General features: G+C 36.4%; 14 protein-coding genes. 7 read left to right on the top strand and 7 right to left on the bottom strand.

Translation table 11 applies throughout. The features are described 5' to 3' along the window. Positions 1–5 precede the first annotated feature (5 nt). The 3 genes from D017_RS05520 to D017_RS05510 form a co-directional block, all read right to left on the bottom strand. Entirely contained in the window at positions 6–2,549 is a 2,544-nt protein-coding gene (locus tag D017_RS05520; RefSeq protein ID WP_035335145.1) for a hypothetical protein, read from the bottom strand. A 330-nt stretch (positions 2,550–2,879) separates the two neighbouring features. Then, complete coding sequence (locus D017_RS05515; protein WP_035335144.1) at positions 2,880–3,596, bottom strand: ABC transporter ATP-binding protein; 717 nt, start codon at positions 3,594–3,596, stop codon at positions 2,880–2,882. Between the two features lie 8 nt (positions 3,597–3,604). Then, on the bottom strand, positions 3,605–5,068 hold the full coding sequence (locus D017_RS05510) for a DUF5687 family protein (RefSeq protein ID WP_035335142.1): 1,464 nt from the start codon (positions 5,066–5,068) through the stop codon (positions 3,605–3,607). A gap of 93 nt (positions 5,069–5,161) precedes the next feature. On the opposite strand from D017_RS05510, the gene D017_RS05505 reads away from it, so the two are divergent. The 6 genes from D017_RS05505 to D017_RS05480 all read left to right on the top strand — a co-directional run bounded on the left by D017_RS05505 (position 5,162) and on the right by D017_RS05480 (position 9,097). Further along, on the top strand, positions 5,162–6,214 hold the full coding sequence (locus D017_RS05505; RefSeq protein ID WP_035335140.1) for a ferredoxin--NADP reductase: 1,053 nt from the start codon (positions 5,162–5,164) through the stop codon (positions 6,212–6,214). Between the two features lie 120 nt (positions 6,215–6,334). Then, positions 6,335–6,835: a hypothetical protein gene (locus D017_RS05500; protein ID WP_152023868.1), complete on the top strand. Its 501-nt coding sequence runs from the start codon at positions 6,335–6,337 to the stop codon at positions 6,833–6,835. Next, on the top strand, positions 6,832–7,236 hold the full coding sequence (locus tag D017_RS05495; RefSeq protein ID WP_035335138.1) for a hypothetical protein: 405 nt from the start codon (positions 6,832–6,834) through the stop codon (positions 7,234–7,236). Before D017_RS05500 ends, D017_RS05495 begins: the two co-directional genes overlap by 4 nt. A gap of 111 nt (positions 7,237–7,347) precedes the next feature. After that, a complete protein-coding gene (locus D017_RS05490) occupies positions 7,348–8,073 on the top strand; it encodes a hypothetical protein (RefSeq protein WP_035335136.1) in 726 nt (241 codons plus the stop codon). A 71-nt stretch (positions 8,074–8,144) separates the two neighbouring features. Continuing rightward, positions 8,145–8,438 (top strand): hypothetical protein, encoded by a 294-nt coding sequence (locus D017_RS05485; RefSeq protein ID WP_035335135.1) that lies wholly within the window; start codon positions 8,145–8,147, stop codon positions 8,436–8,438. After that, positions 8,435–9,097, top strand: coding sequence for an ATP-binding cassette domain-containing protein (locus D017_RS05480; protein ID WP_035335133.1), 663 nt, complete (start codon positions 8,435–8,437; stop codon positions 9,095–9,097). The genes D017_RS05485 and D017_RS05480 overlap by 4 nt, the downstream gene beginning before the upstream one ends. Before the next feature lie 378 nt (positions 9,098–9,475). On the opposite strand, the gene D017_RS05475 is transcribed toward D017_RS05480, so the two are convergent. The 4 genes from D017_RS05475 to D017_RS05460 form a co-directional block, all read right to left on the bottom strand. Next, positions 9,476–10,429, bottom strand: coding sequence for a nitronate monooxygenase (locus D017_RS05475; protein ID WP_035335132.1), 954 nt, complete (start codon positions 10,427–10,429; stop codon positions 9,476–9,478). A 59-nt stretch (positions 10,430–10,488) separates the two neighbouring features. Next, entirely contained in the window at positions 10,489–11,502 is a 1,014-nt protein-coding gene (locus D017_RS05470; RefSeq protein ID WP_035335130.1) for a glycosyltransferase family 9 protein, read from the bottom strand. A gap of 57 nt (positions 11,503–11,559) precedes the next feature. After that, entirely contained in the window at positions 11,560–12,171 is a 612-nt protein-coding gene (locus D017_RS05465) for a DUF4254 domain-containing protein (protein ID WP_035335129.1), read from the bottom strand. 179 nt (positions 12,172–12,350) lie between these two features. Next, the gene (locus D017_RS05460; protein WP_035335126.1) at positions 12,351–13,277 is read right to left on the bottom strand and encodes a DUF6427 family protein; all 927 of its coding nucleotides are present in this window, start codon (positions 13,275–13,277) and stop codon (positions 12,351–12,353) included. 81 nt (positions 13,278–13,358) lie between these two features. Here D017_RS05460 and D017_RS05455 point away from each other — a divergent pair, with 81 nt between their 5' ends. After that, complete coding sequence (locus D017_RS05455; RefSeq protein WP_013750694.1) at positions 13,359–13,622, top strand: hypothetical protein; 264 nt, start codon at positions 13,359–13,361, stop codon at positions 13,620–13,622. Positions 13,623–13,626: the final 4 nt, after the last annotated feature.

Below are 13,626 nucleotides of genomic sequence, written 5' to 3'. Positions count from 1 at the left end.
ATCAGTTAATTTGAATCTTGTGCTTTGTATGCATCAAGATTTTTATGCATTTGAATTATTTTATAATTCTCTGATGCGATTACCATACTAGGTAACGTTATCAAAATATCTTTATTAGTACTAAGCAACTCCACTAGGCCTTCTGCCTGGCTGCGGCTACTTAAATAATGAATTACAACAAATGATTGTTGTGCATCATAAACATCTATAGAGGTTGAAAACTCCGTATAGCCCACCTCCTCAAAACTTTCTAAAAGTTTTTGCTGTAAATCTCTCGCTCCTTGAATATTACTATTTTTAAATGGATAGATTATTTTATAGTTAATTGCAATAGACTCGTCATCAAATTGATCAAACTTCATGGTAGGGAGTGCATTTTGCAGTAGGCTTTGTGCTTTCTTTCCTTCTTCTGTGCGAGGATATGTAAGTGCTACATAGCTCAACCCTTTCTTATAAGCCTCATACCCTTCATATCTTCCAGCGACTGTTGCTTTAAGTAATTCGAACTTTGGTAAATAAGGGTCGCCATAAAACTGATCGATTCTTTTATTTAAATCGCTCTCGAGATTTACAAAATTTTGGTTCTGAAATCTCTTATATAATCCCTTATACACCTCTTCTGGAGACTCTGCATCGGCTTCTAATGCTTTGTTTGGATTATTGATGCGAGTAGCATAACGAGAATCTGGATATTCCGTTGTAATTTTATTTTTGTAGGTATTCGCTTTCGCGGAAGCGTCCATAGTCCCATACACTTGGTAGAGATTGTATAATGCAGGAAGCACCAACTTTTCATCTGGATTAAAAGTTAGTAATTTTTCTAATCGCTGGGCTGCCAGAGGATATTCTTTAAATTTCTCTTTATAAATAAGACCTAGCTGGAAGTATGCAAAGTCGCGTTCTTTTAACAGACTATCTACTTGAGTCTTCTCCCTTGGTAAGCTTGCAATATAATCTGCCGTAGTCATGTCTTTTTCTCCGTCAAGATCTGGATTATCTAAGGCAACTGGCAAGTTACTCGAATTAAGAGGTACAGATTGTACAGAAGATAATCTCCATCCATCCACGAGACGGCGTTTCCCCCATCTTCTTTCAAAAGACTGTTTTCCGTATGCAACTGCTACATCATTATAGAAATAAAACTCTCCTGGCTCTCCACCGGATTCTCTAGCTCCACTACCTGAAGCATTAAAAAATTCATTGTTACGTATTTTATCAACACGTGCAATAGAATCTGCTTCCTTTTTTGCTTTGATTTGCGCAATGTAGTTATCAAAATAAGCCGTAAGTGAGTCTTCTGAAAGTGTCACTAAAGCAATGATGCTATCATTGCGCTGTGTGAGGTTTTCATAATCTATAACGTCAGTTAGATTCTCTCGCTTTTTCTTGATAGTACGATACTCACGGCTACGATCATTAATTTTTCCTATAACACTATCATAATATGCTCCCGCAATTTTATACGAGGCCTGCTCAAAATTGTAATCTGCGAGTGCTAGGTAATCTCTAGAAAGCAAGTAATCATCTGTACTACTTTGCCTTAAAGACTTATTATAATTAACAATTGCAGAGTCTTCTCTTCCTGTTCTCATAAAGAAGTCTGCTTTTGCGTAATAGATTTTATCTAAAAATGGTCTATTCTCACGGTTACGAACCATTTTATCTAAGCGCTCTCTTACTACTAGCGTATCTACCACTTTATAATCGTAGTTACGCATTTGCTCCAAGCGTGCGTTAATATGGTATTTACGTGGTATTTTACGGTTGAGATCAATAACATCTTGAAACGCTTCATTTGCGAGTGAATACTCGCCTGCTCTATTGTATAATTGGCCTAAAATATAGTTGTAGCGACCGCGCTCTTCAGATTTTCTTGTAAGCTTTGCCGCACTTTGTATATATTGAAATGCACTATCTTGAATACCAAGGTTGAGATATGCTTGCGTGAGCATTGCATGAGCATCTGCAATATCTTGATCTTTGAGATCTTTTTCTACCTCAAAAATTTGTTTAAGATTTTTAATTGCTACCTCATTATTCTCAAGCCTAATATTTGTTTTTGCCTTCCAGACCTTGGCTTGTGCTATGTTATTACTCTTGGGATAATATGCGAGTACATAATTAAAAGCCTCTAAAGCAGGTACAAATTGCTGATCGTAGTAACGTGCTTTACCCAATAGAAGAAAAGCTTCATCCATTTGTGGGTTGCGTTCCTCACCATCTATTTTCATAGCATGGTTTTGTATTGCCTTTATGGCTTTTTCTTCTGCTCTTAAGAAGTTAGGGTCTCTATTCTCTTCTCCTAGAGCTGTATTTTCTTCAAAAGCGATGCGCTCAATAGGTAAAACATCCCAATAATTATCATTAAAGGTTTGTACGAGGGAGTTCTTGCCTTCTTCTAGCGCAACGTTTCCATTATACAATGTATTGAACTCTGTAGTAACAGCATGGAAGTTACGGCTCAAAAAAGAATCGTTCTTACGAGAGCAACTCGATAGAGATAGTGTAATAACACCAGTAAAGAATAAACGTCTTAAGAGTAATTTCAAACCTTATTTGTTTTTACTAAAGGGAACTGTAATTTACCGTAATTAGTATGGAGGCTCGTAAAAATACGCTTCTTTTTGAAAAAACGAAGATTTCTATCCGTAATTAAATAGTATTCACTTATTAAGAAGTATCCTATTTCCAGTAAAAAAGTATCAAAAAGCGTATTTACGCAATCGTTTGAATTTTTTTCATAAAAATTACCCCATGTTCATCGTTGATTGCAAGCACTTTAGTATTTTTACTGTTCAGACCTTTATAAGGTTTGAACAATTAAGTTGGGGAACTTAGGAAATGGTTACTTTATTGTGACCATTTTTTTTACCCAAAATTTACACCCCTGTGATTACCTCATTGCCAGCAAAATAACCTTCTAGCTCTTTAAGAGTAGCCGGTGAGGTAATAATGTCCTTTACAAGTTCTCCTTTCTCAAGCACCACAATACGCTCACAAACTTCTGTTACGTGCTGTAAATCATGACTTGAAACTAGTACTGTAACCTCCTTGTCAATGGCCATTTGCTTGATGATTCCCTTAAGCCTTATTTGCGTAGTTGGATCTAGATTTGCAAAAGGTTCATCTAAAATAATAACATCAGGCTTTCCTATAAGTGTAGCTACAATACCCACTTTTTTCTGATTTCCTTTAGAAAGATCACGCAGATATTTACGTTTTCCAATAATCTCATCATTAAAGAAGTCTTCAAAAGTTGCAAGTAACGCATCTACATCTGCCTTATTCTCACCTCTCAAGTCTCCTATAAAGTAAAAGTATTCCTCTGGTGTTAAGTAACCTATGAGAAAAGTCTCGTCTATAAAAGATGCGGTGTGTGTTTTCCAATCTTCACTTTCATGCACTTTTACCCCACTATTTTCTATGTAGCCAGAAGTAGGCTGGATAAGATCTAGCAAACAGCTGAAAAGTGTTGTTTTTCCCGCGCCGTTATTACCTACTAGTCCAAAAGATTGTCCCTTAGGAATCTCAAACCCTTCAAGATTGAGAACTGTTACTCCGCTATATGATTTTGATAAGTTGTTTATAGTAATCATAGTCTGTATTATTTAGTTTGTTTGTAAGCCTCAAGCGTTTTGTACTTCTCGCTCTTATATATTTTAATAATCTGGTCAAACACTTTATCTCTAAAGGCAAAACCTATCAATCCTACTATAGCAACAAGTGCATACCCTAGCATGGGACCTACTGTAAAGTGGCCTATAGCATATAAAGCCATAGGTCCGAGCATTTTTGGCAAGCTCACGAGTAATGTTTTAAGATTAAAAGAGCTCTTATCACCAAAGGCTTTTTTACCACTCTGTAAGTCTATAGGTGTTTTTATAAACGCACCACCCAGTAATACTAAGTGAGCGTTAATTCCCATATTAAAAATGGCGCCTACAATGATGGCGAGTAGTACATCTACCCCAAAGTAAACATAAGGAATACAAAGTATTGCAGAGATAAGAGTGGCGATTACCACTAGTAACCACTTTGATTTTAAATACTCTTTATAAGCAATATTTTGCGTCATCATGAGCGGATAGTAAGCACTATCCCATGATGGAACAAACTGACCAAAACTGAACAAAAACCCTCCCGACACAAACACTGCCGCAAACATCATCCAGAACGGACCACTATAAACCTCTACTCCAAAAAACAACAATCCATAAAACAAAAACATCATACTCATAAAGACCGTAGTCTTAGAGCGTTTATTTCTCATTATAAGTCTAATGTCATTTTTGAGAAATGTAGATTGTTTCCCAAAACGGTCTAACCATCCTAAATCTCCACCGCTTGCTTCACTCACCTTTTTTGCCAGCCCTGCATCAAGGTATAATCGTGCTAAGAAATATTTAAATGCGATGGTTGCCACCACAACAAGTAGTGCTATAGGGAAAATAACCGTCCACTTCACTTCATACAGCCCTTGAAAGAATGGCTGGGTGAAAGCAGTAATATCAAAATATTCGTAATACTGAGCAGCGCCTAGAAGTGCAAAAAGTGCTCCCACACCTATTACTAACCACAACTTATCATTTAAAAAGACATTGATAAAGTTATTTGCATATATAAAACAGAACATTGCAATATGCCATGCCAATACTCCCAGCGGATTAAAGTCTTGTGCAATTAAGACTATAGAGAATGGAATAAAGAAAAATGCATGCATCCAGTTCCAGAAAGAAAGTACCGTCTTACCTAATGCAAACTTTACAATCTTAGTCTTCTTAAAAGGCAGTAGTAATAGCGGTTTGATGTTTACTACCGGCATTTTCTGCCCCATGTATCGTATAATGAGATCACCCACTACATAATAAATCATAAACATGTTTACCGTGGCAAAAGGTTCGAGGTCCATTTTCTCAAGAAGGAAATAGAGTCCTACACCTGCACCTCCTAGGTACAAAATCATCATCAACACCCCAAAAATCATCAAGATCTTGAGAGCGAGGTTGGTTTGAAAAGAAGCACTTCTAAAAAAAGCCTTCCACTCTAGACTTATAAATTGTTTTACCATAATCACAGGTTATTTAGCGAGGTATAGGTATTTAAACTCTCGATAATGTTACATACAAAACGCAATCGTTTGTATTTTTACAAAAAAAACATAATGTCACAATTTCATACACTTCATATACAAAGCATTACGCGCGTTACAGAAAAATCTGTGGCAGTAACTTTTGCTGTTCCAGATTCGCTTAAAGAAGATTTTAACTTCTCTGCAGGACAATATATAACTTTAAAAACTCAAATTAATGGCGAGGAAGTTCGTCGCGCATATTCTCTTTGCAGCACTCCTCAAGAAGGACTTACTGTTGCGATAAAAGAAGTTGAGAATGGTACATTTTCTACGTATGCAAACCGTGAGTTAAAGGAGGGTGATACCATGGACGTTCATACACCAGAAGGACGTTTTAAAATTGAAAATTCCGCTTTCGCGAAAGCGCAAACCTACGCAGCCTTTGCTGCAGGATCAGGAATCACGCCTATCTTATCAATGATTAAGACTACATTATCACAGTCTGCAGATAGTAAATTTGTTCTAGTGTACGGAAACCGCACCGAAGAAGAAGCCATGTTCCGCGATGAGTTAATTGCCTTACGCGACCAGTATAAAGATCGTTTCTCTATAGAGTTTATTTACTCTCAAACACGAGTAGATGGAGCACATTTTGGACGTATTATGAAGGCTACAGTTAATTTTGTAGTAAAGAATAAATATGCGTCAAATAACTTTAACGAGTACTTCTTATGTGGCCCAGAAGCCATGATCAAAGAAGTTTCTAAAGTGCTTAAGGAAAACGATACTAAGGAAGAAAATATCCACTTCGAACTTTTTACTGCAAGTACAGAAGAGGTAACTATTGACGCCAACCTAGATGGGAAAACTGCCATCAAAGTAGTTTGTGACGATGAGGAATTTGAGTTTACTATGGAGAAAGATGCTGTCATTCTTGATGTAGCGTTAGATCAAGACATAGATGCTCCACATTCTTGTCAAGGCGGCATATGCAGCAGCTGTATTGCTCGTGTAACAGAAGGAACAGCAGTCATGTCACAAAACCAAATCTTAACAGACTCAGAAGTAGCCGAAGGATTAATACTTACCTGCCAGGCGCATCCTACCTCAGCTTCGATTGTGGTAGATTTTGATGATGTGTAGTCTTTTACGATAACATATTTTTAAAACTCATTGGGTATAGTTACTTAATGAGTTTTTTTCTTTTTAATAGCTTGCATGTGCTTATCATTTGTAGATATATTGCAGGCTACCTTTATAAGGATGAAAATTTATAATACACTACCTATACTTCTTTTTTTATTTGTTACTGCTGTTCAAGCTCAGCAAGAGACGCCTCTATTACAAAAATTCTATAACGGCTTTTATGCACAAACCATAAATGACGAAGATCCCTCTGGCATTAATCCAGATGACAAAAGACTTATACATTATAGCAATACTGCGCTTATAGAGTTTAAAGACATTCAAAAGATAATGGCAAGCAAGCCAAAAGGATATCCAATATGGAGCATATTCTTTAAGCTAGACGACCTCACTGGCAAAGAGCTTGAAAACTTCACAACCAATTATAAGGGTATTCCCATCACGCGAAGAGGTGGCGTCGTTTATGAACGTAAACTTGTACTTGTCATACAGAACGAGATAGTAAGCGTTGCAAACGTTAATAGTGTTATTAAAAATGGAACTTTTAGCCTTGGGCAGTTTGACAATAAAAAACAAGCAAAAGAAATTATAAAACGTATTAAACAAGTAGCACAATGAATACTGACCTACAAGAATTCCCAATATTATCCACACTACCGTCTCAAGAACTTCAAGCCCAAATTGATAGTTATGTATTGTATATGAAAACTACTTATAATGTACGATACGTAGGTTTTGCAGTAGCTGGACTTTTTGGTATTTACAGCATTTTTATTGCTGGAAAACGTGTTACTTATTCAGAGAAGAATATTATAGAAATGACAATGCTCACACTAGGATTATTAATAATTGCTATACTTATTTGGTTTTTAGTTTCCATTCTTAAGAAAAATGCCGCACTGAAAAAAGGACTAAGAGCAACTGCCGAAAAGCATGCCTTAGATAAAAAATTATTTTTAAAGGAATTTAATGCTTTTGTTATAGGGCAACATGGTGGTAAGGGAGTGTATAAAATATAGCAATCAAGAACATCAATAAACAGCTTATATTCAATTAGTTAATGTTGTCTATATTTCATGTAAAACTATTTATATTTATTACATTGATGTTTTAACTGCAAACATCTAATCATGAAATGTATACTATCCCTACATGTCACTACAATATTTATTTTAACCACATTTTCGCTCTTTGGACAACAAAGTAGTGTTACCGAGACTAATTTTAATGCTCTTTCCTCTATATCAAATGCTGGAGCGCCTAATACTATAGGCACAGCATCAGGAAGTTCGAGTATGTTTTCTTCTTCGCCAACTAATGTTGAAGGATCATATTACGTATTTGAAAATTGGGAAAATAATGCTGTAATTGAGTTAAATAATGGCAAAAAATATGTCTTAGAGCAAAACTTCAACATTAACGCTGATAAAGGTTCATTTGAATCAAAAATATCAGAGAAATCTGTGTACATATTTGAACTTGATGACATTAAAAGAGTAAGTATTAACTACAGTCCTTACGTAGTTAAGTATTTTAAAATAGAAAATAAATTTGTGCTCTTTCAAGAGTTAGGAAGTTATAACGGAAAAACTTTATTAAAAGACTTCAAAGCAGAGCTTATACAAAGAGGATCAGACCCATATAGGGGTAAATTAAATGATCAAATAGTTATTAATAGTAATTATTACATCTCTCAAGATGACGAAATAATAAAGATAAAACTGAAAAAATCTTCTATTATCAATCAATTTGATAATGAGTCTAATGCAGTGAAAACCTTTATGAAAGATGAAAAGTTATCCTTTAAGGAAGATAATGACTTAAGAAAGCTCTTTAGGTTTTTGAATAATTCTTAAAGCTTACAATCACTGCTTTTTAACCATCATTACTCATTTGCAAAAACAATTACTTTCCTTACTTTTCATCCATGTGGACCTATTACCGTGATGTAACTTTATACGCTGCAGGCATTTGCTTAGTGTTTGGGCTTGTTCACGTTTCCGCTAGTGAACGCATCTCTGTAGGGATAATTACCACCATCATTATTTTTGGAGTTTTTGGCACTGGCTTAGGCGTTTTGGCATTTGCATATTTTCAGAAGCAGCAATATTATATGTATTATAATCTCGGCTTTACAAAGCGCTATCTGATACTACGTGCATGGGCGGTAAACTTTGTTCTTGCCTGCATACTCACTGTATTTGTACTGCCGTTTCTATGAAAAATGAACTTAACGTACACGGTCTCTACAAAAACTTTGGAAGGAAAAATATACTCACAGATGTATCTTTTAATCTTAGCACAGAAGATGTTTTAGGACTTTTTGGAAAGAATGGCTCTGGAAAATCTACACTTCTTAAAATTCTTTTTGGAACACTTAAACCTACGCGCTTAGAGCTTAGCATAAATGGTACATCCATTGTACCTAAAAGCATCATACCTGAGCAACTTATCGGTTACTTACCACAAGAAAGTTTCTTACCCAAGCATTTAAAAGTGAGAGATATTATTCCGCTATTTCATGAAAGTGGTGATGCTCAAGACACCATCTTTAGAGCTCCATTTATTGAAAAAATTGCTTCAAGAAAAGCTGGCCTACTCTCCATGGGAGAAATACGTTATCTAGAATTACTACTTGTCGCAAACCTCAACCACCCTTTCTTAATGCTGGACGAGCCTTTTTCTATGATTGAACCGCTTTACAAGGAGAAAATAAAAGAGTTTTTAATTTCGCTTAAAGCGAAAAAAGGAATCATACTCACAGATCACTATTATACAGATGTATTTGACGTTTCTACTAAGAACTTGGTGTTAAAAGATGGTGTTGCTCATGAAGTTCATACCTCAAAAGATCTGAAAGATTTTGGTTATTTGAAGTAAGTAAACCTTTGAAACGCTCTACTTTGAGCTACGTGTGTGATCTCTCCTAACGTCGAGATGACAATCTGTAGTCATTTCGACAGAGCAAGGTGCGAGTGACGAGAAATCGCATAAGAGTGAGAACGTTATGTGAGAAATTTTAAAACGCTACTCGTTGAGCTAGATTCCTTAGCTGCCTGTGTGATCTCTCCTTTTCGTCGAGATGACAATATGTAGTCATTTGGACAGAGCGAGGTACGAGTGACGAGAAATCGCATAACACTGAAAAAATTATAGGATAAATTTTAAAATGTTACTTGTAGAGCTATATTCCTTAGCTGCTTGTGTGATCTCTCCTAGCGTCGAGATGACAGTTCCTTTTTTCGCGAAAGCGTACTTCTATATAAACTTCTTAATAATAGTTGCCACAGGCGCTATAGCAGTCGTTTCTTCTATAGATGGACCTGCAACCCATACTGTTTTATAAGTAGCTCCCTGAGCAGCTTTTGTAGTGTCACGCATTCCTTTTGCAAAACGTATGGCCTTAACCCACTTCTTAAGCTTCTTATTCTTGTTAAATAAGCCTTCTAACCACGTTTGTTTAGTCCCTATCTTTTGAACGTAAGGCGTGTTTATGACAGTACAAGGTGTACCAGAAATCTTTTGAGTCATCACAATATCCTTAGCGCCAAAGTCTACACAAGCTTGTTTGTACTCTTGAGATACTGGAGCCTCTTCTGATGCTATAAAAGGGCTTCCTATACTTGCTCCTATGGCACCGTAAGACATAGCGCGTTCTAGATCTGCTTTATTTGCAACGCCTCCAGCAGTGATTACTGGAATTGTACAGTTTTCATCAAGTTCTTTTATTAATGCTTCGGGAGCGATATTACCTCTGTGTCCTCCTGCTTGATTATTTACAGCCACAAGAGCATCACAGCCCATAGCCTCCACCTTTTTTGAATAGCCAAGGTCTGTTACATCACAAAACACTTTGATTCCTTTAGGTTTTGCTTGCTCAATTACCATCTGTGGAGATCCCAAAGATGTAATTATAAAATCTACCCCTAGCTCACAAGCCGCTTCCAGTTGTGCAGGGTATTTCATGTTTGATTTATTTACAATGAGGTTAATACCAAAAGCCCCTCCAGGAACTTTGGCAGCTTTAAGTTCTGTAATTGCCGCCTTAAGCTCGTCTATTGTTCTATAATTGAGTGCTGGTACACAAGCAGCGATACCGTTTTGCATTCCGGCTTTAAGCATTGCAACATTAGACACCAAAAACATAGGTGCCATAATGATAGGATGTGTAATACCAAGTAAGTCTTTTAGGGTAGGTTTTGTAGCGCTCATAAAACATTTAATTTAAACAAATATAAACAATATTGCTATGCGTGCATAACACTTTGAAACTAGATTATAGTTGTCACGTTCTCAACAATATCAGCAGGTAAGATAGTCCTCATCACATCCTCATAGCCTTCAGGAACTACGTTTCCGTAAATAGAGGTAGGTATTTGTGGATACTTTTTTCTATCTGAAAGTAAGCAATTTGCTTCTTGGTTATATGGTGCAAATCCTGCGTATGGGTGTGTTACTCCCCACAATGTCACCGTAGGAATCCCATACATTGCTGCTAGGTGCGCATTACCGCTATCCATAGCGAGCATAAGATCTAGCTGACTTATAAAATTAATTTCTTCTTTAAATTTGAGTTTTCCGGCAACTACTTTTGTCATCATGCAACCTTGTGAAAGATCCCTTAGTATCTCCTCCTCATCTGGTGCTCCAAAAAGAAATAAATTGTAATCCTTTTTACCATCTAACTCTCTAATGACTTGTTCCATCAAGTCTAGTGGATATTGCTTCCCTAGGTGTGCAGCAAAAGGTGCTATACCAATCCACTTTTTATGACAACCAGCAGTAAACTCTATAACCTCATCTTGTTTGTTAGGTTTAGGGAGTGGTTCTGGTATAAAATGATGTCCGTCTAACCCTTCAATAACATCTTGATATCTTGCTATTGTGGTCTTGAGAGCTTTAAAAACTTTATCTGTGCTTCTAGTGAGTGCCTTTTTATCTGGTCTACCTTTATCTAAGGAAACGCTGGGAAGATTAAGAAACTTACGCAGCATTTTTGACCGAATTACATTGTGCATATCTGCTACATGTGTAATTCCTAACTTTTTAAGTTGGCGCGATAATTTCCACATACCGCTCACCCCTTTATGTATGGTATTGACTTCGGCAGCGATAAAGGATACATTAGGCATTGCTTCTACAATAGGCCTAAAAAAAGGTTTTGAAAGGAAGGATATTTTTATTTCTGGGTTCGCTTTCGCGAAAGCGTACACCACAGGCACCGTCATCGCAACGTCTCCCATTGCAGAGAGACGAATGATGAGCATGTGTTTTTGTTGAGTCATTATCTCGCTAGACTTGTGAAGGGTTTATCGATTTAAACTAAAACCTACAATAGATAATTATTTTTTGATGTTGCGCAGTACAGGGTTGAGCTCATCATCATTATACATTTTCATCTGTTTATAGACTTTCATGTACTTGTCACCTTTTGAGATATCTTCAAGTAAGGTATCTATCGCTGTCGAAAGGTCTACGCGTTGCTCAAGTAATATGTCAAGTTTAGTTTTACAAGCAGCTCGGTGTGCATCACTAGCATCTGTACGAGTTGCTTCCTCTTCCATATGGTATACTTTGAGTGCTAGGATGGATAAACGATCTACTCCCCAAGCCGGACTTTCTGTATTAATTGTAGCGCCTTCTTTAACCTCAACGCTGTTATATTTTTCAAGAAAATAGCTGTCTATATATTCTACCATATCCGTACGATCTTGGTTAGACGCATCAATCTTACGTTTTAGAGTCAAGGCTGCAACTGGATCAATCTGCGGATCACGAATGATGTCTTCATAGTGCCACTGTACCGTATCTATCCAGCATTTTCTGTACAACAGATGACCCAATAAATCTTCATTTTTATCATACTTATTAGTAAAAGGTTGGTCTACCGTATTTACTAAATGATAGGTATCGATTGCTTCTTTAAAAATGGCGTTTGCCTTTTCTGTAAACATATAATTGTTTTCTATAATGTAATTGTTCTATAATGCCTAGTGCGTCGGAAAACGGTTAAAATCCCTAAGGATTACGGGCAACATGCATTGTCTACAAAGATATTATTTTTTGATTTGGAATAGCCCACTGCCTTTACTTGTTAACAGTAGCCTTGGATTTAGAAACAAGAGCTATAAAATTAAGGTAGTAGATGAATAAGAATAGGTAATAATATGATAAACCATAGTAAGCTTTCCTTAAAGAGCAGGCTCTCTGTGTTTTCTAGATAATTGCTTACAATAATGGTCATTACAGGAATAATAAAATACCACTCTGCTCCAGTTTTTGTAGTGGTAAACAAGATTACCAATAGCCCTACAGCTAGTATTCCTAAAATAACGGAGTATCTACTTTTTGATCCAGTGGAGGCTCTTCGTTGCTCACCTAGATACTTCCAGATGGTCCATAATAATGTCCCAATGAAGAAAGCGATTGCACCGAGCACTTGTAGATTATTATAAGCTGTAAAATCTAGTGATATGGGTTGAAATGATAACGAAACCTCAGACGGATTTCCCACCTGAAATAATAAAATAGAATAATAAATCACACCAAAACTTAGTAGCGCTAATAGTGGTATAAAGAGATATCTTACTACCGTAATTCTATAAAAAAGTAACGCTAGATAAATCGCTATAACATACAACCAGCTAAAATAAAAGGCAAGTGACGCTAATAGTATCCATAATGCCGCGTCAAAAATCTTGCGCTCCATGTGTAATTCTGACTTGAAACTGATGATCCTACGCAGCGCGATTAAGATAAAGAAACCTGCTATTAATATGGCGTGATCCTTTAGAGCGACTGGTAATGCTAAGCTAAATGCTGCAAACAAGAGTACTCCATATGAAGATCGCTTAGTAAGGTCATTTTTTTGAGAAACAAAACTCAATATAAACATAGTGAGCACATAAAGTAACCACATACCTAACGTTACAGATATGCCTAGCCATGTAAATGGCTCTGTAAATATATCCCTATGGCTATAGAAAAACCCCAAGGTCATATATATCAAAACAAGCGCAATGGCGAGTGGTTTTGAAGTCCCAAAAAATCTTGTGAGCATAGCTAGTTTTTTTCCTATTTTTGCAATAACATCTTTATGTGATGTGTAATTAAGATTTCAATATTGTAAACATACAACATTATGAGTTTGACAGGATTTTTCGAAGGCATTGAAGAATTTGCAGAAGCAACTTTATTTGCACCTTTTAACGCCCTTGCCGAATTAGAATTGAGCAACTGGTGGCTTGCTAACGGAGTAAACTGGTTATTTATGCTCATTTGTGCAGCTGCAATCGTATACTGGATTATGGAAATCAAAAAGTATGACGATAACGATACAGAATACCGCGAGGCAAAAGCTCACGGTTTCTTAGGTAAAAACAGCGAGCTAGAAAGCAACCTTTAATTCA

This window comes from Dokdonia sp. PRO95 (assembly GCF_000355805.1).
Lineage (GTDB): Bacteria > Bacteroidota > Bacteroidia > Flavobacteriales > Flavobacteriaceae > Dokdonia.
Note: the sequence above shows the minus strand (reverse complement) of the source record. Positions and strands in the feature narration are given on the sequence as shown.